24 protein-coding genes are annotated in these 22,366 nt (G+C 44.7%); 2 read left to right on the plus strand and 22 right to left on the minus strand.

Annotation, left to right across the window (positions count from 1 at the left end):
- Positions 1-177 precede the first annotated feature (177 nt).
- The 9 genes from AXG56_RS05855 to AXG56_RS05895 form a co-directional block, all read right to left on the minus strand.
- Positions 178-1,479: a pyrimidine-nucleoside phosphorylase gene (locus AXG56_RS05855; protein WP_062513544.1), complete on the minus strand. Its 1,302-nt coding sequence runs from the start codon at positions 1,477-1,479 to the stop codon at positions 178-180.
- 87 nt (positions 1,480-1,566) lie between these two features.
- Positions 1,567-2,388 (minus strand): purine-nucleoside phosphorylase, encoded by an 822-nt coding sequence (locus AXG56_RS05860; RefSeq protein WP_026577318.1) that lies wholly within the window; start codon positions 2,386-2,388, stop codon positions 1,567-1,569.
- A 15-nt stretch (positions 2,389-2,403) separates the two neighbouring features.
- Positions 2,404-3,582, minus strand: a complete 1,179-nt coding sequence (gene deoB / locus AXG56_RS05865) for a phosphopentomutase (RefSeq protein WP_026577317.1) — start codon at positions 3,580-3,582, stop codon at positions 2,404-2,406.
- Between the two features lie 98 nt (positions 3,583-3,680).
- Positions 3,681-4,568, minus strand: a complete 888-nt coding sequence (gene xerD, locus AXG56_RS05870) for a site-specific tyrosine recombinase XerD (protein ID WP_008640155.1) — start codon at positions 4,566-4,568, stop codon at positions 3,681-3,683.
- Between the two features lie 7 nt (positions 4,569-4,575).
- Positions 4,576-4,794 (minus strand): YqzK family protein, encoded by a 219-nt coding sequence (locus tag AXG56_RS05875; RefSeq protein ID WP_008640157.1) that lies wholly within the window; start codon positions 4,792-4,794, stop codon positions 4,576-4,578.
- 207 nt (positions 4,795-5,001) lie between these two features.
- Positions 5,002-5,478 (minus strand): Fur family transcriptional regulator, encoded by a 477-nt coding sequence (locus tag AXG56_RS05880; protein ID WP_008640158.1) that lies wholly within the window; start codon positions 5,476-5,478, stop codon positions 5,002-5,004.
- Positions 5,479-5,592: 114 nt separating this feature from the next.
- The gene (gene spoIIM, locus AXG56_RS05885) at positions 5,593-6,261 is read right to left on the minus strand and encodes a stage II sporulation protein M (RefSeq protein ID WP_235601466.1); all 669 of its coding nucleotides are present in this window, start codon (positions 6,259-6,261) and stop codon (positions 5,593-5,595) included.
- A gap of 53 nt (positions 6,262-6,314) precedes the next feature.
- Entirely contained in the window at positions 6,315-7,463 is a 1,149-nt protein-coding gene (locus tag AXG56_RS05890) for an endonuclease Q family protein (RefSeq protein ID WP_062513546.1), read from the minus strand.
- 2 nt (positions 7,464-7,465) lie between these two features.
- Entirely contained in the window at positions 7,466-8,011 is a 546-nt protein-coding gene (locus tag AXG56_RS05895) for an NUDIX hydrolase (RefSeq protein ID WP_008640162.1), read from the minus strand.
- A 96-nt stretch (positions 8,012-8,107) separates the two neighbouring features.
- Here AXG56_RS05895 and AXG56_RS05900 point away from each other — a divergent pair, with 96 nt between their 5' ends.
- Complete coding sequence (locus tag AXG56_RS05900) at positions 8,108-9,028, plus strand: aldo/keto reductase (protein ID WP_008640163.1); 921 nt, start codon at positions 8,108-8,110, stop codon at positions 9,026-9,028.
- A gap of 71 nt (positions 9,029-9,099) precedes the next feature.
- On the opposite strand, the gene AXG56_RS05905 is transcribed toward AXG56_RS05900, so the two are convergent.
- From AXG56_RS05905 to nagE, 8 genes are all read right to left on the minus strand, one after another.
- Positions 9,100-10,146 carry a dipeptidase gene (locus tag AXG56_RS05905; RefSeq protein ID WP_062514113.1) on the minus strand — a complete coding sequence of 349 codons (1,047 nt, stop codon included), beginning with the start codon at positions 10,144-10,146 and terminating at the stop codon, positions 9,100-9,102.
- Positions 10,147-10,287: 141 nt separating this feature from the next.
- The gene (locus AXG56_RS05910) at positions 10,288-10,815 is read right to left on the minus strand and encodes a DinB family protein (protein ID WP_062513548.1); all 528 of its coding nucleotides are present in this window, start codon (positions 10,813-10,815) and stop codon (positions 10,288-10,290) included.
- 537 nt (positions 10,816-11,352) lie between these two features.
- Positions 11,353-12,468 carry an NAD(P)/FAD-dependent oxidoreductase gene (locus tag AXG56_RS05915; protein ID WP_369815265.1) on the minus strand — a complete coding sequence of 372 codons (1,116 nt, stop codon included), beginning with the start codon at positions 12,466-12,468 and terminating at the stop codon, positions 11,353-11,355.
- A 53-nt stretch (positions 12,469-12,521) separates the two neighbouring features.
- Positions 12,522-13,238, minus strand: a complete 717-nt coding sequence (locus AXG56_RS05920) for a sugar isomerase domain-containing protein (RefSeq protein ID WP_062513550.1) — start codon at positions 13,236-13,238, stop codon at positions 12,522-12,524.
- 13 nt (positions 13,239-13,251) lie between these two features.
- A complete protein-coding gene (locus AXG56_RS05925; protein WP_062513553.1) occupies positions 13,252-13,977 on the minus strand; it encodes a GntR family transcriptional regulator in 726 nt (241 codons plus the stop codon).
- Positions 13,970-14,710, minus strand: coding sequence for a glucosamine-6-phosphate deaminase (gene nagB, locus AXG56_RS05930; protein WP_201029300.1), 741 nt, complete (start codon positions 14,708-14,710; stop codon positions 13,970-13,972). Before nagB ends, AXG56_RS05925 begins: the two co-directional genes overlap by 8 nt.
- Positions 14,688-15,881 (minus strand): N-acetylglucosamine-6-phosphate deacetylase, encoded by a 1,194-nt coding sequence (gene nagA / locus AXG56_RS05935; RefSeq protein WP_082794444.1) that lies wholly within the window; start codon positions 15,879-15,881, stop codon positions 14,688-14,690. Before nagA ends, nagB begins: the two co-directional genes overlap by 23 nt.
- A gap of 12 nt (positions 15,882-15,893) precedes the next feature.
- On the minus strand, positions 15,894-17,801 hold the full coding sequence (gene nagE / locus AXG56_RS05940; protein WP_062513557.1) for an N-acetylglucosamine-specific PTS transporter subunit IIBC: 1,908 nt from the start codon (positions 17,799-17,801) through the stop codon (positions 15,894-15,896).
- A gap of 168 nt (positions 17,802-17,969) precedes the next feature.
- Between nagE and AXG56_RS05945 the strand changes: the two genes are divergently transcribed.
- Positions 17,970-18,155: a hypothetical protein gene (locus AXG56_RS05945; RefSeq protein WP_008640186.1), complete on the plus strand. Its 186-nt coding sequence runs from the start codon at positions 17,970-17,972 to the stop codon at positions 18,153-18,155.
- A 37-nt stretch (positions 18,156-18,192) separates the two neighbouring features.
- Here AXG56_RS05945 and AXG56_RS05950 read toward each other — a convergent pair whose 3' ends face one another.
- The 5 genes from AXG56_RS05950 to AXG56_RS05965 all read right to left on the minus strand — a co-directional run bounded on the left by AXG56_RS05950 (position 18,193) and on the right by AXG56_RS05965 (position 22,347).
- The gene (locus tag AXG56_RS05950) at positions 18,193-19,650 is read right to left on the minus strand and encodes a UDP-N-acetylmuramoyl-L-alanyl-D-glutamate--2,6-diaminopimelate ligase (RefSeq protein ID WP_062513559.1); all 1,458 of its coding nucleotides are present in this window, start codon (positions 19,648-19,650) and stop codon (positions 18,193-18,195) included.
- Positions 19,651-19,892: 242 nt separating this feature from the next.
- Positions 19,893-21,167 carry a DUF5068 domain-containing protein gene (locus tag AXG56_RS05955; protein WP_062513561.1) on the minus strand — a complete coding sequence of 425 codons (1,275 nt, stop codon included), beginning with the start codon at positions 21,165-21,167 and terminating at the stop codon, positions 19,893-19,895.
- 417 nt (positions 21,168-21,584) lie between these two features.
- A complete protein-coding gene (locus AXG56_RS19400; protein WP_161484898.1) occupies positions 21,585-21,758 on the minus strand; it encodes a hypothetical protein in 174 nt (57 codons plus the stop codon).
- A 14-nt stretch (positions 21,759-21,772) separates the two neighbouring features.
- Positions 21,773-22,147, minus strand: coding sequence for a hypothetical protein (locus tag AXG56_RS05960; protein WP_008639819.1), 375 nt, complete (start codon positions 22,145-22,147; stop codon positions 21,773-21,775).
- Positions 22,147-22,347, minus strand: a complete 201-nt coding sequence (locus AXG56_RS05965; RefSeq protein ID WP_008639817.1) for a helix-turn-helix transcriptional regulator — start codon at positions 22,345-22,347, stop codon at positions 22,147-22,149. The genes AXG56_RS05960 and AXG56_RS05965 overlap by 1 nt, the downstream gene beginning before the upstream one ends.
- Positions 22,348-22,366 lie beyond the last annotated feature (19 nt).

Here is a 22,366-nt window from a genome sequence, read left to right on the forward strand (position 1 = left end):
TCTATACATAAGGGAAAAATACTGCACAAATACAAACAACGCCCCCGCAGAGACGTTGAAATTAATATGGAAGGTTGTAGATTGGGAAATTAAAGAAAACGTAATTTTCACTACAGAAAACAAAAGAACGATAAGCTGAAAAAGATAAAATCCCGGCACTGCCTGCCGGGATTTGTTTTACTTGATGATGTTATGAATCAGCTTTGGTTTAGAAACTTTTTCTTGTGCGATTGTGTACGCTTCCTTCACTTTATCAATGGAGTCTTGAGGAGTTTCAACATCACTCAGCAGAACAACCAGGGCCTCTCCAGCTTTTACTGGATCACCAATTTTTTTCTTCAATGTAATTCCCACTCCATGATTAATCTGGTCATCTTTGGTCGCACGCCCCGCACCAAGGTACATGGCAGCAATACCGATTGACTCTGCATCAATGGCAGCGATATATCCCGCTTCCTCCGCCTCGACCGCGACTTCGTATTTTGCTTTGGGGAGCAGATCAAGATTATCAATCATAGAAACGTCTCCCCCCTGTGATTCTACAAGGGTACGAAGGGATTGGAATGCTTTCCCGTTCTCAATATTTTGCTCTAAGGCAGCATAGGCATCCTCATAGGAGGCAAATACTTCTGCAAGAACCGCCATATGGGAAGCGATTTCCAAGGAAAGCTCCCGCAAATCTTCTACTCTTTTACCTTGGAGGATTTCTGCAGCTTCTTTAATTTCATTGGCATTACCCACTTCAAATCCAAGCGGTTGGTTCATATCGCTAATTACTGCGATTGTCTGTCTGCCAAGATTATTGCCGATATCCACCATCTCACGCGCGAGCGCCTCAGAATCTTCCAATGTTTTCATGAATGCTCCGGAACCGGTTTTCACATCGAGCACAATACTATCCGCACCGGATGCGATTTTCTTACTCATAATAGACCCTGCAATTAGGGGAAGGGAGTTCACGGTACCTGTCACATCACGAAGAGCATAAAGCTTTTTATCGGCAGGAGCAAGGTTTCCAGTTTGCCCCGCTACTGCTAATTTATGTTTGTTTACGTTTTCAATAAAGCGTTCTTTTGTCATCTCGATTTCGAGACCCGCTATAGATTCGAGTTTATCCAGCGTACCACCGGTATGACCCAGTCCGCGTCCCGACATTTTCGCAACCGGTATCCCTACGGAAGCTACGAGCGGTCCAACAATGAATGTAACCTTGTCCCCTACACCACCGGTGGAATGCTTGTCCACTTTCTTGCCATCTATGGCGGAAAGATCGATCGTTTCTCCTGAATTTACCATAGCCTGTGTCAATGTTGCTGTTTCCTCCGGCGTCATCCCCTGGAAATAAATAGCCATCGTTAATGCAGAAGCTTGATAATCCGGTATCTCGCCTTTTGTATAACCATCAACGAAAAATTCAATTTCTTCTTTCGTCAATTCTCCACCATCGCGTTTCTTAACGATCACATCATACATACGCATCTCGCATCCACCCTTTACTTTTTAGGAATTAGAATTATCAGCGGTGCTCTCAACACAGGCAGGAGCACCGCAAATGTTTAAATGCTCTTAAGCCGGAAGACCACGAAGAAGATCTTTAACAAAACCGAGGAAGTCTTCCCTTACCTGTGCTGTCGTATCGATCACTTCGTCATGGGTCAGGGGCTGGTCAAGAATGCCCGCTGCCATATTAGAAATACAGGAAATGCCTAGTACACGCATCCCGGAATGGTTCGCTACCATTACCTCCGGCACCGTTGACATACCGACAGCATCTCCACCAAGTGTACGGAGCATGCGGACTTCTGCACCGGTTTCATAGGCAGGTCCGGTATTTCCGACGTAAACTCCCTGCTGAACCTTAAGATTAAGGCGCTCTGCCGATTGGTGTGCGTGTTGGATCAAGTCACGGTCATAAGCTTCCGACATATCCGGGAAGCGGGGCCCAAGATCCTCATCGTTCGGCCCGATCAGCGGACTATTTCCCATATTATTGATATGGTCCGTAATAATCATCAAGTTGCCAGGCTGGAACGTTTCGTTAATTCCACCAGCCGCATTCGTGACGAACAGCGTCTCAACGCCAAGCTCCTTCATAACTCTGACAGGGAAGGTCACCTGCTGCATGCTGTAGCCTTCGTAATAATGGAAACGGCCCTGCATAGCGATTACCTGCCTGCCCTCAAGCTCTCCAATCACGAGTTGTCCTTTATGTCCGGAAACCGTCGATTCTGGAAAATGTGGAATTTCCTTATAAGCGATTGTGACGGGGTTTTGAATTTCGTCAGCCAGAACACCCAAGCCCGATCCAAGAATAAGTCCAACGGTCGGTTGATGAGTTAACTGCTCCCGTATAAATGATGATGCTTCCTTGATTTTCGTTTGAACCATGTTTTCTACTCCCCTTTATTTAATTTCTTTTAAAAAGCTAGTTCCGTATTCCGGTAAGGTAATGGAAAAATTATCAGATATCGTTGCCCCTATATCAGCAAACGTACGACGCTGCGCGATCTCCGTTCCTTCTTGAATTCCCTTATGACAAACAAGAAGCGGCACGAGCTCTCTCGTATGATCCGTCCCGTGATGAACAGGGTCGTTTCCATGATCTGCCGTAATGATCAACAAGTCATCCTCACGCATTTTATCCAACACTTCCGGAAGACGGGCGTCATAGGCTTCCAGAGCTTCTCCGTATCCTTTGGGATCACGACGGTGACCATATTTCGCATCAAAGTCCACCAGATTTAAAAAGCTCATGCCTTGGAACTCCTTATCCATGGAGTTTACCAGTTGATCCATCCCGTCCATGTTATCTTTCGTGCGGATCGCTTCCGTTACCCCTTCCCCGTCATATATATCTGATATCTTTCCAATCGCGATGACATCAAGGCCGTTGTCTGCCATTTCATTCATTACCGTACGGCCGAACGGCTTCAATGCATAGTCATGACGATTAGACGTTCTTTCGAATGCACCTGGTTTACCGACAAATGGACGAGCAATGACACGACCCACCATGTATTTTTCATCTTTAGTCAGTTCTCTGCAGAACTCACAGATTTCATAAAGCTCTTCCGGTGGGATGACTTCTTCATGAGCTGCTATCTGCAGGACCGAGTCTGCAGACGTATAGATGATCAAATCGCCTGTATTCATATGATGCTCGCCGAGCTCATCGAGAATTTCCGTTCCGGATGCAGGTTTATTTCCGACGATCCCACGTCCGGTTTTCTCTTTGATTTGATCCAGTAATTCGTCCGGGAACCCATTTGGAAATGTTCGGAACGGCTGATCGATATACAGACCCATGATTTCCCAGTGTCCGGTCATCGTATCTTTTCCGTTAGAAGCTTCCACCATCGTCGTATAGTGGGCTTTTGGATGATCTACTGGATCAATCCCTTTGATTTCTCTGATGTTACTGAGCCCGAGACTACCCATCACAGGCATTTTCAGCCCCCCCATATGTTCGGCAATATGACCGAGGGTGTCGGCTCCTTTATCATTAAATTTCTCGGCATCGGGAGCTTCCCCGATTCCAACAGAATCCATTACGATTACAAATACTCGCTTGAATGCATCCATTGATGATCCCTCCTAATGTTTAATTTCCCAATTCCAAGAATATTTACCCCACAAATTAAGTTGTAGGATGTCAGACAACTAAAAATAAAAAAATTATCTCACGCACGGGGATGATAAGAGCGGTATACATCCTTTAATCTTGTTTTCGAAACGTGCGTATAAATTTGAGTCGTGGAAATATCCGCATGTCCAAGCATCTCTTGAACCGCCCTCAAATCTGCCCCGTTCTCCAGCAAATGCGTGGCAAATGAATGGCGCAGCGTGTGCGGAGTCAGCTCCTTGTTCACACCCATCTCCCTAGCAACCGCTTTCAGTATCTTCCAGAATCCTTGCCGGGAGAGCGCATTCCCGTGATGGTTCACGAAAAGCTCTTCCGTCTTTTTTTGCTTTATTAGCGATCCACGACCAGCTTCAAGGTAATGCTCCACAGCTTCTTTAGCCATATCACCTAAAGGAATAATTCTTTCCTTCGATCCTTTTCCAAGACACCGTACAAACCCCATCGTCAAATGCAGATCACTCACTTTAAGTGAAACGAGCTCCGTCACGCGGAGGCCGGTAGCATAGAGCATTTCAAACATCGCCTTATTCCTCGCAGAAAGCGGGTCTTTCGCATGAATGTTCAGCAATTTCTCTACATCTTCTGAAGAAAGAACCTTTGGAAGCTTTCGTTCCTTCTTTGGAGTTTCAATATGTAAACTGGGATCTTGATCTGTCACTTTTTCTCTAATTAAAAACTGATGAAAAAGACGGATGGAAGAAAGAAACCTGGCAACAGTGGCAGCAGAGCGGTCCTGGTCATTCAAATGATGCATGTATTTCATGATGTGCGCCCTCGTAATCTGCCCCCAGTTCTCCATCCCTTCCCGTTCCTCCATGAACGAACGGTATTGAGTAAGGTCGCGCTTATACGATTGAATCGTATTCGGGGACAGGCCGCGTTCGACAGTCAAATAATGAAAAAAATCTTCCAAAGCGAATTGCATTGTCGATCTACTCTCCTAATTGGAAAAATATCGATAATCGATCCGTCCACGATTGCTCGGCAGGTTGATAGACTTTGACCGCCGCTCCCCCCGGAGGATCATACCGATGCTGCCTTTCGTATTCTCCATGGACCATTCGAAGCGCCATGTAGAATATACAAGTGCAGATGGTAAATACAATGAGGACTTTCAGTAAATCCTTCAGCCCGTGCTGAAATTTAGACATGAATTTCCATCTCCTTTAATCATACCTTGATTAAGGATATGCCTAAATTCCTGCTGATTATACGTAAATAATCAATGGAGACGCCATAGGTAAGAAAACCGTCCTCTTTCCGTTCCATCTAGCACTAACGTACACGATTTCATGCTTTTTGTAAATATAGAATAACAAAATAAAAAGCCACTATGCATACTCATAGCGGCGATTCTATCACTCTTCAGTTTCTGTGCTTGTTGAAACCGCGACTGCTTGTTTCTGGCAGACCCTGCATATACCATGAAACGTTAATCGATGGTCCTTCACTTCAAAGCCCCACTGGCCTTCAATGATCTTTTCCACATCACCGAGCAGGTCTTCTTCAATCTCTTCCACTGATCCACACTCAATACATACGAGGTGATGATGAAAGTGTTCGGCTCCTTCTTTTCTCAAGTCGTACCTTGATACTCCATCGCCGAAATTAATCTTATCTACTACTTTTAATTCGGATAATAATTCCAGTGTTCGATATACGGTCGCTAACCCTATCTCCGGTGCTTTCTCTTTTACGAGGAGGTAAACATCTTCTGCACTTAAGTGATCTTCTTCGTTTTCCAATAAAACACGGACGGTAGCTTCCCGTTGAGGCGTCAATTTGTAACTTTGGGAATGTAGCTGCTTTTTAATTTTCTCTATACGATGTTCCATATCGTTCGTCCCTCCCTCGCAATTGCATTCTCATTATAATTCAGAGACAGAACGAGTGTCAAATTATAATGATTATTATCTGTTAACGATAATCATTATTAAGTGATAGTTTAATCATTTATAAATCCACTTCAGTACGTATTCCAACACGGAATTAGATACGAATACCTCGATCAGTGATGCTACCAGCAGAATAATCAGCAAGACTCCGAACAATGCGCTGTATCTACCGAACGCTTTCAAAATAGGTTGGTGCACCTTCCGTATAAAAAGCTGCCTGCACAGAGTCAAGGAGAATATCAATGCCAGCGACCCAGCAATCAGGTAAACGGGTATAATGATCAAATTCTGCGGTGCGATAGAAACAGAAGATATGACAAGCCCGTACCAACCCATCTGATTTACTAGAAAGCCGACCGAAAAACCAATAACGAGTCCTTTGATGAAAAGAAGAACCGTAATGATCGGCATTCCTATTACGGAGATACCGAGAAGGAAGAGCAGCAGCATATACTTCATATGGTATAAGATGCTGTCCTGCCACAGAACCGCTCTGCTCGAACCTTCCACGGACGTCTGCTGCTCGAAAAACTGCTCCAAGTAAAAGAAAAGATCCTGTTTCTGAACAAAGTTCATACTGTTTACGATGACCGCTCCAAAGACCATTCCCATAATGAATAGCACAAAGATAAACACAAATATATTCATGTGTGTCTTGACGTCATTTTGAACCATTCTCACTCCGTGCTGCATCGTCACTTCTCCACCCTTCTGTCCACTCATTCTATGACTAATCTATGAGCGAAAAGAAAAAAGTAGACCAAGGACCTTCTATATTAATGGATCTTTCCGAACTTACCGCCTCCGCCGGCAGCTATATCAAGCTCTCCCTTTCTCATTTGAATGATATAGTGGACGATGGAGGAGGAAACGATTTCTTCCAGTTCCGCAGATGGAACGTCATGAATGACGGCCATCTCAGACCCGAAAGCAGCAAGGAGTTTTTCATACGTTTGCTTTCCTATACCCGGCAGCGTTTCCAGAGGCACTTGATACACGTATGGAGGGCGCTTTGTTACCTGTCCCTCGTCCGACAGTTCCTTAATTCTTTCGGAAACACCTTTAACCAGACGGCTTTTTCTGCATGTACAGCCGGTTGCCGTCACCGGATGCAGGCAGTTTCCGCAAACGGTTTTATGATACTTCCCCATTTTCGGATCCATACCATAATTGGCGACGATACGGCGTCCATCTTTTCTATGTAATGCAAGCTTTAATTCTTCCAATGACAATCCATCCATTCTTACCAGTTGATACTCTCTGGCAAGCTTACTAAGAGAATGCGCGTCAGAATTCGTAACATAGGTGTAAGGAGCCAGTTCAGCTAACTGGGAAGCCATCTCCGTATCTGCACTCAATCCAAGTTCAACCGCATCGATTTTATCAGAATCAAGGATCTCTCTCAACGACTTTTTCACTCCTTTACCGTAAAGGCTTTTGAATGGAGTGAAAATATGGGCAGGTATAAAAAGGCCGCCATTTTCTCTAACATAAGTCTGCAGTTCTCTCGCTGTACCATAAAAGCGCTGAGAGCTTAAGCTGACATTTTTCATTTTCTTCGAAAGCCATAAGCTGAATCGACGCATCGTATCTATGGTAGGAAAATAGCAGAGAACGTGAATGGGACCCTGACAGGATGCATCATATATTTCCACTTCTGAACCTAAGAGGAGGGTGGTGCTGTCGGAGCGCACTCCCCCTCCGGAAACTTCTTCCGCATATCCCCGATCGATCAAATCTTCCACCTCATCCAAAACAGCGGGTGACTGAGCGTCGATAATACCGATCAAATCAAGGCCTTTTCGTCTGCTGGCCTCCAGGAAAATGTTTGTGAGTGTGAGCGTTTTTGATCCTGTAATTTTAACAGGGCCGCCTTCCCAGTCCCTCCCTATATGAACATGAAGATCGACAAAGTAATCTTTCATTCTTATCCATTCCTTCTTAATTTTAAATAAAGAATCGCATATGCGGTCTTTGCATCGTGGATCTTCTGCTCTTTCTCCAACTGTTCCGCTTCTTCTACGGTTATTTCCATCAGTTCCACAAATTCATCCACATCCCCTGCAGGCTTTTCATTCAATTTTTCCACACGATCGGTAAAATAGACGTGGACGATTTCATCAGCGAAACCTGGTGAAGTATAAAAGGAAGTGATAAGATTTAAGTCATCGCTCGTGTAACCCGTCTCTTCTTCCAATTCCCTTAACGCGCAGGCCTTCGGATCTTCTCCCGGTTCCAGTTTTCCGGCAGGGATTTCTACGAGGTTCTTCTCGAGTGGTTTCCGGTATTGCTCGACGCAGATCAGTTTCCCTTCATCCGTTAGAGCTATGACCGCAACGGCGCCCGGATGTTTGATCAATTCCCGTTTAGATGTTTTCCCGTCGGGTAATGTTACACTGTCAATATCTAATTGAACGATCTTCCCTTTATAGATTGTTTCTGTTTTATATGTTTTCTCTTCAAAATTACTCAAGATGCTCATCCTCTCTAAACTCTTTCTTCATTTTAACATAGGAAAGGCAGAGACAAAGCATCACAACTACCGGTACTCACAAGAAAGGATGATTCTATGAATAAACGTCAATTAGGGAAAACAGATTTGTATTTATCTGAAATCAGCCTTGGCTGCATGTCCCTCGGAACCGATCAAGCACAAGCAAAATCAATCATCGACCGGGCCATTGACAGCGGGGTGAACTATTTGGACACCGCAGACCTCTACGATTACGGAAAGAATGAAGAATTAATAGGGGAAGCGATCCGAGGACGCCGCCAGGATTTAATTATCGGATCGAAAGTAGGGAACCGTTTTACACCGGGGGAAGAAGGTTGGACATGGGATCCATCCAAAGAACACATAAAAAGCAGCGTCAAAGACAGCTTAAAACGGTTAGGAACGGATTATATCGACTTATACCAGCTTCACGGCGGTACCATTGATGACCCGATTGATGAGACAATCGAAGCGTTCGAAGATTTAAAATCAGAAGGGTGGATCAGGGAATACGGCATATCCTCCATTCGTCCGAATGTGATAAAGCAATTTGCAGAGAAATCCTCGATTGCCAGCGTCATGATGCAGTACAGCGCTCTCGATCGAAGGCCGGAGGAAGAGATCCTTCCCCTGCTCCATGAGTATGAGATCAGCGTCCTGGCACGCGGCCCTCTTGCTAAAGGCATCCTGTCTGACCGTGGAATAGAAAAAGCGCGCGATAAAGCAGGCGACGGCATCCTTGAGTATGATGCTGATGAAGTGATGTCCATCGCTCGTGATTGGAAAAAAGTAAGCAACACTTCAAAAAGTGCGGAAGCTGTTGCCCTCCAATATGTCCTTCATCATCCGGCCGTTACGACAGCCGTATTTGGTGCAAGCTCTGTGGAACAGTTGGAACAGAACCTCACTTTTTTGGAAGCAGCTCCTCTTTCCGATGCGGAGTACAACAATATTCAATCCCTTACAAAAGACATTACTTATCAACAACACAGATAACCATATTTCCCGGTGTGCGCTCTCTTTTGTTTCTGGGCACACACCGGTATTTCATGTGTCTATCTCCATCATTACTTCCAAGTATTCGAAAGAACTCTCCTCCAGTTACCTTGTGTAATTTTATAGATTTCCCCCTCTGTCATTCCTTCCTTCTCCAGTATTCTTAAGATCTTTGGAACACCCGTCACATCATGCATTGAGTATGGAATCCGCGTGCCGTCAAAGTCTGATCCAAGTGCGACGTGGTCAATGCCCATCCGTTCGATCATGTAATGAATATGTTTTACAATTGCAGAAAGCGGTACATCCTGTCTATTGACACCGTCTTCTGTCACCATGTTGGGGCTGGTGCTGTAGGTGACACCAACGAGCCCCCCGCTGTCTTTGACCGCGTCCAGCTGCCGGTCGGTCAGGTTCCTGGATATTGGACAAATGGCGTGAGCATTTGAATGGGTTGCGACAAGCGGGGCGTCTGTCAGCGTGGCAATGTCCCAAAAACCTTTTTCGTTTATGTGAGATAAATCAATCATCACACCAAGAGCATTACATACCTTCACGAGCCTCCTTCCAGCCTCCGTTATTCCCGGCCCGGTGTCCGGAGAGGATGGAAAGCGATAAGGGACGCCTTCTCCAAAGATATTTTTCCTAGCCCAAACCGGCCCGAGGGAGCGGAGTCCTGCATGGTAATAAACATGCAGAGCATCCAGCCCCTCATCAATCGGCTCCGCTCCTTCCATGTGAAGTATCCCGCCCATCCATTCTCCATTCCATGCTTTATCCAAATCCTCCACCGTTCGAACGGCTTTAAACCTCCCCTCAGAGCAAGCCTCCAGCTGATAAAATCGGGAAATTAACGTATTGGCAATTTTCCACGCATAATCAGGATCCAAAGAAGCGGGAAAGGATTTCTCATACCCCTGCTCCGTTTTGTAAGTCACCTGAGCAGGATCTGTGTCGGGATTGGGACAGAACACCGCAAAAAAACCTGCCGCAAAACCTGCCGCCATACCCTTTGAATAATCTAAATGGCCGTTAGGAATTCCCTTGAAAAATTTATCCACCCCATCTTCCAGCATTAGCAGGGTATCGTTATGACCGTCGATGAACCGGTGTATCATCCTTCTCCCCGTCCTTTCTTGCTTGATTTGCTCTTCTGTTATCGACAGTAGAAGCTGTTCAGGATTACAGGTTCTTCTCTTTAACATGTACATGCATAAACAGGAGACAGTTTTCACCGTCTCCTGCATTTTTAATATGATTCAGGAAGAAACTTTCTTCTCCTTCATGGAACGAATCAATGCCCTTATTTGACCTCGATGATTAATCTCGTCTTCCAACACATGAAACCATAAATAATAATGATTAAAGGTCACTCCGTTTGACCATACATCTTCTTTGTAAAGCCAGTCATCATTTTTACCCTTGAGGTAGTCCAGCGTCTGATCCCTCGTCGCTTCCAATACATCCAGAAGATCGTCGATAGACATGCCATGCACATGCTGTTTTGCCATTTCCCCAAGTTCGAGTGCTGCCCCCCACTCTTTTCTTTCCGATTCATCCATGTCCCTCTGTTCAAAACTAATGAGCTGGTGGACATATTCGACAGCAGCTATGTGCGAGAGAAGCGCACCGATAGAATTTCCGCCCTCCATGGACCAATCAAGTTCTTCCGTACTAAGATCCGCTACTTCCTGGATTGTGATCGCACGGGTGTGTTCCAGCATCCAGACGAGTTCACCGACTTTTCCCGTAAACCCTTTCTCCGATTGAACTTGATAAGAAATCATCCAGCTTCCCCCTTCACTAATAACAAAATGTCAAAGGTGGTATTCATACCCCTTTGCATATATACATATTCGACGTACAGGTACTATAACCTTCTTAAGAATTGGAGAAGGAATCGAATTTTGTAGATATTTTTGTTGTTTAAAATTTCTGAAATGACGGTATATGCTAAGTATTAACAAACTGGACCTGTTTGTTCGCCAAAAGCCACCATACTAATTCCATTACAGGAGGAAAAAATGATGAAAATTAAAGTGGGTATTTGGAGCAAACTGACAAACTCGGACAAAATGACCTTATTGAAAGCAGCAAGTCAACAAGGAGCGACCGTGAAGAGTGCATAAACGGACCCATTCTTCTTCCTATTCCTTCATTCATGCTGCATACATCCAACCATTCAACGCTAGCGGGCCTCTCCCTGAGATATAAGACAAGCCATTTGTCTTATATCTTCGTTTACATAATTAAATTATCGTATATTAAAAATCACCACAGTACCCCTTTAAAAAGGTTTCCTGTGGTGAGAGTGGTATGGAAGTTTATAAAAATAAAGAGGATGGAGGGTAGTTCTCTAATGGCAAATCAACGGTGTTTCCCGATGCAAGGTTTGCTAACTGTAAACCGACATAAGGACCGCTGGTCAACCCGGAGGCTCCAAGTCCATTTGCGACTATCAGATTTTCTATTCCGGGAACGTTTCCGAGGACAGGTGTATTCCCCTTGGTAAACGGACGGAATCCGACCTTTGTTTCGACGTGAGCTGCCTCCGCCAGACCCGGAGCCACTCGAAGTGCTTTGTCCAACAATTGATGAACAGCTCCTGCCGTTACGTCCACATTAAAGTCACTGCGTTTTTCTTTTGTTGCCCCGACCACAATCTTCCCTTTATCAAAGGAAAGGATATAATGATTGAAAGGTGGCAGTACGACCGGCCAATTCTCTGTCGCAAACTCAGGCATTTCAAAATGCAGGATCTGAGCTTTTTCAAAATGGACGTTCGATTTAAGCCCTACATCCTGAAAAAGCTGGTTCATCCATGCTCCAGAGGTCAAGAGGTACCTGTCGGCATTAATGGTCCGACCATTGACTTCGACCCCTTCCACATTTCCACTATGCATGAGTAAACGTGCATCTCCCTTTATATACGCGGCCCCTAATTTCACGGAAGCATTCAGCATGGCTTGGGCAACTTTGTCGCCGTTCACTCTTGCGGCACCACTTATATGAAGGGCACGATAAGACTCGGACACCAACGGGAACATCTCCCTCGTCTCTTTTGTTGTCAGCTTGGACAACTCTCCCATCTCTGTTGCTTCTCGTCTGCGTTCAACTGCAAGGTCGTATTTACGATCCAGTTTTTCATCCGTATCGAATAGGTTAATGGCACCTGTTTTTCGGTAGCCGGTTTCTCTTTCTCCGTATTCAACAAGCCGTTCAACGAGCGGTTCATAGTATGCAGCCCCTCGGATAACCAGTTCATACCAGTCCTTGTTGCTTCTATTTGTTAACCAGGGGCAGATAATACCAGCGGCATTTCTTGTTGCCTGCCCCGGCTCGAACCGATCGATAATCACGACTTCCTCTCCCTTTTCTACTAAATGGAGAGCTGTAGAGGCACCAAGTATCCCTGCTCCTATGATGATATGTTTCATTATTAACACCTTCAAATTAGGATTTTGTATTGCACCTCATTTTACTAGAGAATTCATTAAAATGAAATCCGCCCCTTGTATTTTTCGATCAAGCGGGAGTTATGATCGTCCGCACCATCGACATTTCCACTTTTAAATATCGGCGGTTCCATTCCTCTTGCCAGCAGCACATCCATCACATTTGCCATCAAATAATGCAAAAGGGCCGATCCAAGGACAGAGGAGACGGGTCCAAACTTCGTATCCAGGTTCTCTCTTTCTTCTACGGCATCACCAACCGGCACCATAGAATCGACTACGGCATCGACTACATCCTCCAAGCGTTTGCCGGATACATGCCTGGATTCTTGTGAGGAAGTGTAATAGAGCGATTGAATGGACAGAACGAAGGCACCGGCTTCTTTAGCAAACATAGCTGCATCAATCGGTGCAGGATTTCTTCCGGATGTGGAAAACACGACCATCACGTCTTTCTCTGTGATGGTCTCCTGCTCTAAATACGAAAGGACAAATCCATCCGTCCTTTCATTATTGGAAGACTGTAGTGCCCCTTGGTGCAGCATGAGCGGCTCGATAAAAATCGGTTTGACAGGTACCAAACCTCCAGCACGGTAAAATGCATCCTGCGCCAGCAGTCCGGAGTGACCACAGCCAAACATGTAGATAATCCCTCCGGCCTGTATTCTGTCTGCCAGAGATTCAGACAATTTCTCCGGGATGCCCGTCTGTTCCAAGTCTTTCAGTTTCTGAATTACTTTAAGTAAATAGCTCATAGACCTTCCCTCCTTACGTCCGGTGTATTTCACTGATGAATTTATATCGGTCGGCGCGGTAGGAAGATTTCACCACTTCAAAAGGGGTCCCATTTGTAAGGACACTAAGCCTTTCTATATGAAGAACAGCTGCCCCGTAAGGAATGGCCAAAAGCTCAGACTGCTCCTGATCTGCAGTCGTCGCCTCAATTACCTGTGTCGCTTTGTCGATCTTATAGTCATGATTCTTTTCTATATGTTCATATAAAGATCCCATTACAATCGATTCATCTACTCCCGGCACAAGAGCGATCGGGAGGAACGTCCGTTCAACAGCCATAGGCTTCCCATCAGCAAACCGTATACGCTGGATTTCATAAACTTCTTCTCCTTGTTCCAAATGCAGCTTTCTGGCTATGTCCGGAGGAGCAGAGATGACGGAAAATCCGATCAGTCTGCTCGTTGCTGTCATTCCACGCTTCTTCATATCTTCGGTGAAGCTTGTCATTCCCGTAAGAGGCTGCTCGATCTTTCTCTCAGAAACGAAGGTACCCTTTCCTTTTTCCCGGTACAGAGCCCCTTCATTTACAAGATTGGAAACGGCCTGTCTTACCGTCATTCTGCTAACACCGTACTGTTCACTCAGCTCCCTTTCGGATGGTATCGTCTTCCCAACACCAAACAGTCCTGATTCAATCTTTCCTTTGATATCTTCTTCGATCTGATAGTACATCGGAAGAGGTGATTTCTTATCAAGCATCGTTTCCTTCCTCCACTCCGTATGCTTCTTTATCCAGAATCAGCGTAACATTGGGGTGATTCATAAGAATGGAAGCTGGAAAATTCACGTCGACTTCTCCTTCCAATAAACGGGCAATAGCCTTCCTCTTTCTCTTGCCGGAAGCCAACAGGAGTATTCGTTCACTCTTCATAATGGAGCGGATGCCCATCGTTATCGCATGGGTAGGGACCTCTTCCTTCGTATTGAAAAAACGGGCATTCGCTGTTCGGGTAGAGGGGGTCAGTTCCACCACATGTGTTTCGCTTTCCATGCTGCTGCCGGGTTCATTGAAGCCGATATGACCGTTCTCCCCGATTCCGAGGAGCTGCAGATCAGGGGGACCGATGTCCTCAATTAAGGATTCGTACCGCCTGCACTCCTTATCCAAATCTTCACACGTACCCTTTGGCACATAGGTGTTTGCTTCATCGATATTTATATGAAGAAACAGCTCATTTTTCATAAAATATCGGTAACTCTTTGGGTGTTCCTCATCTAAACCGATATATTCATCAAGATTGATCGTTGAAACCTTGGAGAAATCCACTGTGTTCTCTCCATTTGCATGGATAAGCTCCTTATACGTTCCAATCGGTGTACCCCCTGTCGCAAGCCCAAGTACAGTTTCCGGTTTCTTATCAATTTGATGGACAATAATATCTTTCGCCCGTTCACTCATTTTTTTATAGTCATCGACGATGATCAACTGCACCATTACCCCTCCTGTCATATGCAATAATGCCTTTACAAATTGTCATACTCACCTGTGTTTGGTCATCAAGGAGAACAATATCCGCATCTTTTCCAACAGTAATCGTCCCTTTTTTATCTGCTACTCCTGTTTGTTCTGCTGCATTAAGGGAGGTGATCCGGACAAAGTCATGCCAGCTCATCTTCATGGCTTTTTTTATCTTTTCCGCAGCCTCTTCCAAACGAAGGATGCTGCCGGCAAGGGTGCCGTCCTCTAATCTTGCTTCTTTTCCGGAGACATAGACGGATTGTCCCCCCAGGTCATACGTTCCATCTTTTAAACACTTAGCCCGCATTGCATCGGTGATCAAAATCAGCCTGTCCGGCCCGATCATTTGATAAGCCGCTCGAACAGCTTCCGGATGAACATGAATATAATCCGCAATTATTTCCACTTTCAACCTTTTATCAAGGAAAGCAGCACCAACGATTCCCGGTTCTCTATGGTGGAAACCACTCATCTGATTGAACAAATGAGTGACGTGAGTCGCTCCGTGATCTGCAGCTTTAACTGCCTGATCAAACGTCGCTTCACTATGACCAATAGATGCTGTCACACCTACCGAAGAAAGGTGGCGGCATAGTTCCAGCCCAGCTTCTGATTCCGGATCCATGGTGACGAGCCGGATGTTACCACGGCTCACTTCCTGCCACTTATCAAATAATGTGGCAGATGGTGGAATAATGTGCTCCACCGGCTGTGCACCCGCTTTGTTCTCATTAATGAAGGGACCTTCTAAATGAATGCCGATTACTTCTGCATTTCCAGGGGTCTGCCCATATTTGATATAGTCTCCGGCGTTTTCAAGCGCTTTTTCGATCGCTTCTTTGGACTGGGTCATCGTCGTGGCAAGAAACGCAGTCGTTCCCTCTTCGGTCAGCTTTAATGCCATACCCTCCAAAGCTTCACGCGAAGCATCCATGACATCGTGCCCGGCCGCACCGTGCACATGAACATCTATAAACCCCGGCACTAACGTGTTCCCTCTTCCATCAATGACGGTTCCTTGAGGAGCGATCGTCCCCTTCTCGACTTTTTCTATCTTACCCTCCTTTATTTGAATGGTGCCGTTATCTATAACCTCGTTATCCGTAACGATTCTGACGTTGTGGATCTGCATGATATCTGTCACGATTATCCTCCCTTACTTTATCGATAAAAGACCTTTGTCTCCCTGCATCTTATCCTCCGTAGCTAAAAGCTGGAATGATTCCTCTTTTAAATTCGTAAATATAATCGGTGTAATTAGAGAAGGTGCGTGCTTAGAGACATAATTTAAATCAACACGAAGCAGCGGCGTTCCTTTCTTCACTTTCTGCCCGGCATTTACGAGACTTTCAAACCCTCTCCCTTCCAGTTTGACCGTATCCAGCCCTACATGAATGAGAATCTCTAATCCGTTATTCATTACGATTCCGACGGCGTGTTTCGTCGGGAAAACTTGAACTACTTCTCCGTCGACGGGCGAGCAGAAAACATCCCCTGCCGGATCCACAGCAAATCCCTGCCCCATCATACCTTGAGCAAAAACCTGGTCGGGAACTTCGGTCAGCGGCAGAATCTTTCCATCCACAGGCATCTGAAATTTATCGGACTCCAGTGTATAACCTTCGGATTCAACCTGTTCCATCGTTCCGGCCTTTTCCTTTTCAGAATCCGATAAAGGAAGCAAGCCGGTCTCTATTTGTTTCTGCATGGCGGATGCCAAGAATTCGACCGTTGTGCCAACAACAACTTGTACATTCGTTTTACCGACTTTCATGACTCCTTTGGAACCCAATCGTCTTAATGCCTGCTCATCCACTACTTCCCGATCTGTCATCTGCAGGCGCAGTCGAGTCGTGCAATAATCGAGCGAGACGATGTTATCTGGCCCACCGAGTGCATGAAGATATCGGGCTGCCTTCTTATCGTAAGCGTTCTCTTCCTGTTCTTCCTCCATAATATCCTCTTCGTCTTCCCGTCCAGGTGTCTTTAAGTCCAGTTTTACAATTAGGAAATAGAACAATACGAAATACAGGACGAACATGATTAATCCGATCAAGATCAAAGAAACCGGGTTTTCTGCAATGTTGTAGTTAAGTGCAAAATCAATCAATCCGGCAGAAAATCCAAAACCGTGACGGATGTCAAACGCGTAGGCTAACGCCATAGCTACCCCTGTTAAGATCGAGTGGACGACATAAAGAAGGGGGGAGAGGAACATGAACGAAAATTCAATCGGTTCTGTAACCCCGGTCAGGAAAGATGTAAGGGCGATACTTAAGAGCATCCCACCGACAGCTGCTTTCCTGTGCTTCTTTGCAGACATATACATGGCAAGACATGCAGCCGGAAGGCCGAACATCATAATTGGGAAGAAGCCGGCAAGGAAATAGCCCGCATTCGGATCCCCGTTGAGAAAACGATTGATTTCACCATGAACCACGGCATCCGCCGCCGTTGTGAATGTACCGAAATCAAACCATATAAATGTATTGATAACGTGATGCAGACCTACAGGAATGAGCAGACGGTTCAAAACGCCATATACACCAGCACCAATTTCTCCGGCATTTAAGATCCATCCGGTCGCCGCATCAAGCGCATATTGTGGATATACCCACAAATATCCGAGTACGAACGATAAAATGACCATCACGAGGGATGTAATGATCGGAACGAACCGTTTTCCGCCGAAGAATGATAAAAATTCAGGGAATTTAACATCATTAAAGCGGTTATACAATAATCCAGCAATGACTCCTGCGATTACTCCGGCAAACACTCCCATATCGATCGTATCATTGATGGCGGTGATCCCGTTTGTCAGTACAAGGTATCCGACCGCGCCAGCCAGAGCTGCCGCCCCACTACCGTCTTTCGCAAATCCCATGGCAATACCTATCGCAAAAATGAGAGCAAGGTTTTCCAGTATTCCATTCCCTGCCGCAGTCATAAATGGAATACCAAACATATCGTCCATCCCAAGCCTGACCAATAATGCTGCTGCAGGCAGGGTGGCAATCGGAAACATCAGCGACTTTCCGATCCGTTGTAAAAAATTCAGCATATAGTAAATCCTCCTTCAATCTTGATGAAAACGTTTTATCAAGTAATAAGATATCATCCATTTATATAGTTGTCTATACCAGTTAGCATTTACATACCTTCTTTTTTATATCGTGCAGAAAATACCATGGTATGATATTTTTAAAGAAAGTTTAAAGGGGGATGAGCCGTGAACAAACAAATGAAAAGCGGCATCGGCCTTATCGGCAGCCTGTTGTTAGTCATGGTCGGCCTATACCGATTATGGACAAACCAACTAGAAGAAATGTCTATAATCGTTGCCTACTTGTTCCTCGGAGTAGGAATAATCGGAACTATTACCAATGGTGTTAAATGGAAAAAACACAGCAAATAATATTCTGCTGTGTTTTTTCTTCATTTATTTTCAAGCTTCAAACACGTATTTTCCTTTTTTCAAGGATATAATCCACTGCTTCTCTATCGGAGTGAACGGAATAACAGAAGTCCTGTTGGTAGGTCTCATGCCCTTTTCCGGTGATAACCACCCATGTACCGCTATCAGCCTCCAGTACTGCATTCTCAATAGCGATCGTTCTGTCCGATACAAAGGTCCCTCGGTCACCTGCGAAAGTTTCCTGGACCATGATCACCTCTTCTTTCATTTCACTTACAGAAACACCGTTTAAATCATCCATCGTCAATACCGTTCGATCCGCATGTTTCAGAGAAGCAAGAAGCATTTTCTCCCTTTTAGATACGTCTCTGTTGCCTCTAAAACCGAAGACGTGATATATAGAGGATGCCCCTTGAGCTCGTACCGCTTGTAATGTATGGGAGATACTATCTGCTGTATGAGCGTAATCAATGACGATCGTTACATCAAAATCCGTCCGAATCACTTCGAACCTGCCTTTAATTCCCTCAAACTGCTGTAATGATTCCAAAACAGCATCGGTAGGAATGTCAAGACTTTTCGCTACGGCATAGGCTTGGGCGGTGTTGTATAAGTTGTGCTCCCCCTCCAATGGTGAAGGTAGGACCACATGCTGGTTTTCTTCTCTAAGAAGTACCATGGACGATGCTGGAAGAAGGCTTTCCATTTTCAGAGAACAACCTTGGTCCTGACCAATCGTCTTCAAAGGTTTATCTTCGAAACAGGAGGCTAGCTTGCTTCCCCACGGATCGTCTGTGTTTATAATGGCTGCTCCATTCTCTTTCAGCATCGTAAACAACTTCGACTTCGCCTGAAAATATTCTTCCATTGTCCTGTGATAATCCAAGTGGTCATGGGTGAGGTTTGTGAAGACAGCATAATCAAAGGAGATGCCTTCCAGCCGATACTGCTCCAGACCATGAGAGGACACTTCCATAATAATTAGATCGTCCTCACTTTCTGCAAGCAGCTTTTGTATAGTGGGTGCATCCGGTGTGGTTTGATCGGCCGGAAGCGTTTCACCATTTACAATATTGTCGATCGTGCCGAACAAACTGCAAGTATAGCCATTCTGTTCACAAATATGTTTAAGGATATGACTGGTTGTCGTTTTCCCGTTTGTTCCGGTGACTCCAATGACAGTCTTCTTCTCGGCCGGATATCCGTAGAATGCAGTTGCTGCTTGACCAAGGAACTTCCGGCTATTATCCACTTGGACATAAGGAACCGGAAGTCCTTCCAATGGCTTCTCTCCAACAACTAAGACCGCTCCTTTTTCTATTGCGTTGCTGATGAAAGCATGACCATCCGAATTATATCCGGGCACGGCCACAAACACATATCCTTCCTCCATGACACGGGAATCGGCAGTGACCCCTTTCACCATGCTCCTTTGTTCTTCCATATTTAGTGGCGCCTGTATAGATGTGTATTGAATCAATGTCTGTACTCTCACTGGCTGCTTCTCCTTTTAGCACGAAGTTTATAGTATCCTGCAGCCTCATTTTAACGCGTTCCCTCCACAAAGAAAGGTGGGTTATCAATATGTAATTTGATTTTAATATCTATTGAAAATATTGGATGAAATTTTCTATACAAACGAATCACTCATCAAGGATAATGCCTTTTAAAGAACGAGCCTCTTTCGTTAGAGAGGCTCGTTTACTCACGACACTATTCATTAAGTTTGTTTATATTCTATCTTGGAAGGTCGAACGTGACCGTTTCCCCTTTGTACATTTTTTCACCATCATCAGCGATGAACGGACCGAATTCCAGTTGGAAAGACCCGTAAGATTCAAAATCGTCTTTTCTGAAAAGAAAGACGTGGTATTTCTCTCCGGATTCTCCCGCTTCAACGGCTTGCGGATCTGATGGTTCAACCATGCCTTGTGAAAGCACGGAAGCCCGGCCGTCATCTACATTCACTTTAGACCCTAAATTCCATATACTCACAGGTTGATCGGATTGATTATCCAACGAGAGCTTGATGGTGAGCGCAACCATGCCCGCTTCACCAAAGTTCGAGAACCTCGCTTCATTACCAGCAGTCGGTTCGATCTCAGCATACTGGACGCCGTCCAGTGTCACTTGGACATCCCCAAGCTGCTTGGATTCGTCGATACCCTCTTCTTCAAATATCATCGTCTTATTCGCAAGGTTTCCTGTTGTCAACTCGTCCGGATATAGATTAGATTCCGCTTCTACTTCTTCTTTTTGTTGTTCACCGTATACGAAATCAAATGTTTCGTTTCCTTTGTAAGAATCGCTGAAGCTGCTATTATCCGCAGCTCCCCCTTCGATCACCAACTTCGGTTTAACACTTTGGAGCACATCGAATTGATCGTTGGTCATTGTGAATGTAACCAGACCTGTTACTTCTTCCCCTGCAGCGTATTTAGAGGTTTCCTCTTCCACTTCCGACTTTGGATACTCATCTCTTACGAAAGTTCTGGAAGAGGTAAGAAAATCTGTCGAGTTCATCCCTTGGAGCCTTAGAAAACTCGGATAATACATCGCTTTATCTTTCGTATTGTTCACTTTCACTTCCGCAACGACAACATAGCCGTCGTTTTGATCATCGAATTCTATGTACATGTCATCGTTCATGTCCGTGACTTTCAGGACCTGATACTTCTCTACAGACACAATGAATCCGTCCATATCGTTTTTGAAACCAGGATCTTCATTCGTATATAGCACTTCAACATCGCCTTCTGATTGTTCGGTGATATTATCTGTCATAACTTCCCCCCCATTGGGCGAAGCTTCCTCCTCATCTGTTGCTTTCTCCTCTTTCTCCTCTTTCTCCTCTTTCTTTTCTTTCTTTTCTTTTTCTTCACCTTCGTCTTTTTTCTTTTCTTCTGCTGCTGTGTCCTGGTTATCTGAAGAACCGGTTTCTTCAGACGAGCCACAAGCAGCAAGGAAAAAAGCCAAGACAGTCATTAGAATAAGCAAATACCTCTTGTGCATGTTCTCAACCCTCTCTCACAGAATTTAATAAAACCTTAACCATATTAACCCAAATATTTGGGTTAATATTTATAAAAGGAATATTTTAGTTATAAATAACCATACTTTGGTAGAAATAAACCAGTAATAATACATTCACGAGAAAAAAGGCCCACCCGATAAGAATCAGTATGGAACCTTCCAAGAGCGCCCTGGAAGATGTTTTATAAATACGCACAAAAAAACGCCCGGAAATTCCGGACGTTTTTCCCTTTAACGATATGGATTTTGTTTTCCAGTACCGTTTGTCTCCCCTTTTTCTCTTCTTAATGCGTTAAGATCTTTCTTATTTTTGTTCTTTTTCTTTTCACCCATAAGATGACCTCCCTTCCCCTTTAGTTTGTCTAAATGGACGGAAATCAGCAGAACCATTGGATGTCAGCGATTCCAGACACTGACGAATATGACAACCGCTGCAAACACAATGGCGGATATGGATAGAATTTTGATAAATCCTTTCTTAGATAAAGCGTTCTTCGTTGTTTCTCGACGAGCTGTCCAATATAGAATTCCAAATGTGACGAGGAAGGCTACCGGAAAAAACCATTCCATCTCCAATCCCTCCTTTACATCTTTTTGGATAGAATTACCCAGGAAAGGAATACTGTACAAATATTCAACGCAATCAACATCTGGATGACCATGGAGGCCGTAAGGTTAACTCCTGCTTCCAGCAGCGTAAGTAAAGCAAACATATAGATAAGCATGGCAAAAAAAGAATAGAACAATCCTTTATAACGAATCAGCTGCATACGCTCGTCCTTCTGTTTGAACTGTGGGTGCAGATACGCCATGGAAAAACTCATGACCGCCATCGATACCATTAAATAAGCAGGCATGGACGGCAGCGTTCCTGCAAGAACAGATATAAGAATGAAGAACAGCGCCTGTACACTGAATAGTCCACCTGCTACTTTATACGCCAGTGGATAATAATCCATTATTTTTCCTCCTCAAAAATAAATATATCTTCAATGGCAGCCTGAAAAATACGTGCAATTTTAAATGCTAAAGGCAGGGACGGATCATATCTTCCTTTCTCGATGGATATAATCGTCTGTCTGGAAACCCCTAACTTTTCTGCCAGACGATCCTGTGATAATTGATGTTTTTTTCTATAGGCTACTAAATGATTTTTCACAATTACCCTACCGCCCTTT

The sequence above is a fragment of the Halobacillus sp. KGW1 genome, assembly GCF_001592845.1.
Lineage (GTDB): Bacteria > Bacillota > Bacilli > Bacillales > Halobacillaceae > Halobacillus.

What these genes read in the sequence shown, in the direction of transcription:
- AXG56_RS05855 (WP_062513544.1), bottom strand. Translation starts at nt 1,479, where the DNA reads ATGCGTATGTATGATGTGATCGTTAAGAAACGCGATGGTGGAGAATTG.
- AXG56_RS05860 (WP_026577318.1), bottom strand. Translation starts at nt 2,388, where the DNA reads ATGGTTCAAACGAAAATCAAGGAAGCATCATCATTTATACGGGAGCAG.
- deoB (WP_026577317.1), bottom strand. Translation starts at nt 3,582, where the DNA reads ATGGATGCATTCAAGCGAGTATTTGTAATCGTAATGGATTCTGTTGGA.
- xerD (WP_008640155.1), bottom strand. Translation starts at nt 4,568, where the DNA reads ATGCAATTCGCTTTGGAAGATTTTTTTCATTATTTGACTGTCGAACGC.
- AXG56_RS05875 (WP_008640157.1), bottom strand. Translation starts at nt 4,794, where the DNA reads ATGTCTAAATTTCAGCACGGGCTGAAGGATTTACTGAAAGTCCTCATT.
- AXG56_RS05880 (WP_008640158.1), bottom strand. Translation starts at nt 5,478, where the DNA reads ATGGAACATCGTATAGAGAAAATTAAAAAGCAGCTACATTCCCAAAGT.
- spoIIM (WP_235601466.1), bottom strand. Translation starts at nt 6,261, where the DNA reads ATGAGTGGACAGAAGGGTGGAGAAGTGACGATGCAGCACGGAGTGAGA.
- AXG56_RS05890 (WP_062513546.1), bottom strand. Translation starts at nt 7,463, where the DNA reads ATGAAAGATTACTTTGTCGATCTTCATGTTCATATAGGGAGGGACTGG.
- AXG56_RS05900 (WP_008640163.1), top strand. Translation starts at nt 8,108, where the DNA reads ATGAATAAACGTCAATTAGGGAAAACAGATTTGTATTTATCTGAAATC.
- AXG56_RS05905 (WP_062514113.1), bottom strand. Translation starts at nt 10,146, where the DNA reads ATGATACACCGGTTCATCGACGGTCATAACGATACCCTGCTAATGCTG.
- AXG56_RS05910 (WP_062513548.1), bottom strand. Translation starts at nt 10,815, where the DNA reads ATGATTTCTTATCAAGTTCAATCGGAGAAAGGGTTTACGGGAAAAGTC.
- AXG56_RS05920 (WP_062513550.1), bottom strand. Translation starts at nt 13,238, where the DNA reads ATGAGCTATTTACTTAAAGTAATTCAGAAACTGAAAGACTTGGAACAG.
- AXG56_RS05925 (WP_062513553.1), bottom strand. Translation starts at nt 13,977, where the DNA reads ATGCTTGATAAGAAATCACCTCTTCCGATGTACTATCAGATCGAAGAA.
- nagE (WP_062513557.1), bottom strand. Translation starts at nt 17,801, where the DNA reads ATGCTGAATTTTTTACAACGGATCGGAAAGTCGCTGATGTTTCCGATT.
- AXG56_RS05955 (WP_062513561.1), bottom strand. Translation starts at nt 21,167, where the DNA reads ATGCACAAGAGGTATTTGCTTATTCTAATGACTGTCTTGGCTTTTTTC.
- AXG56_RS19400 (WP_161484898.1), bottom strand. Translation starts at nt 21,758, where the DNA reads ATGGAATGGTTTTTTCCGGTAGCCTTCCTCGTCACATTTGGAATTCTA.
- AXG56_RS05960 (WP_008639819.1), bottom strand. Translation starts at nt 22,147, where the DNA reads ATGGATTATTATCCACTGGCGTATAAAGTAGCAGGTGGACTATTCAGT.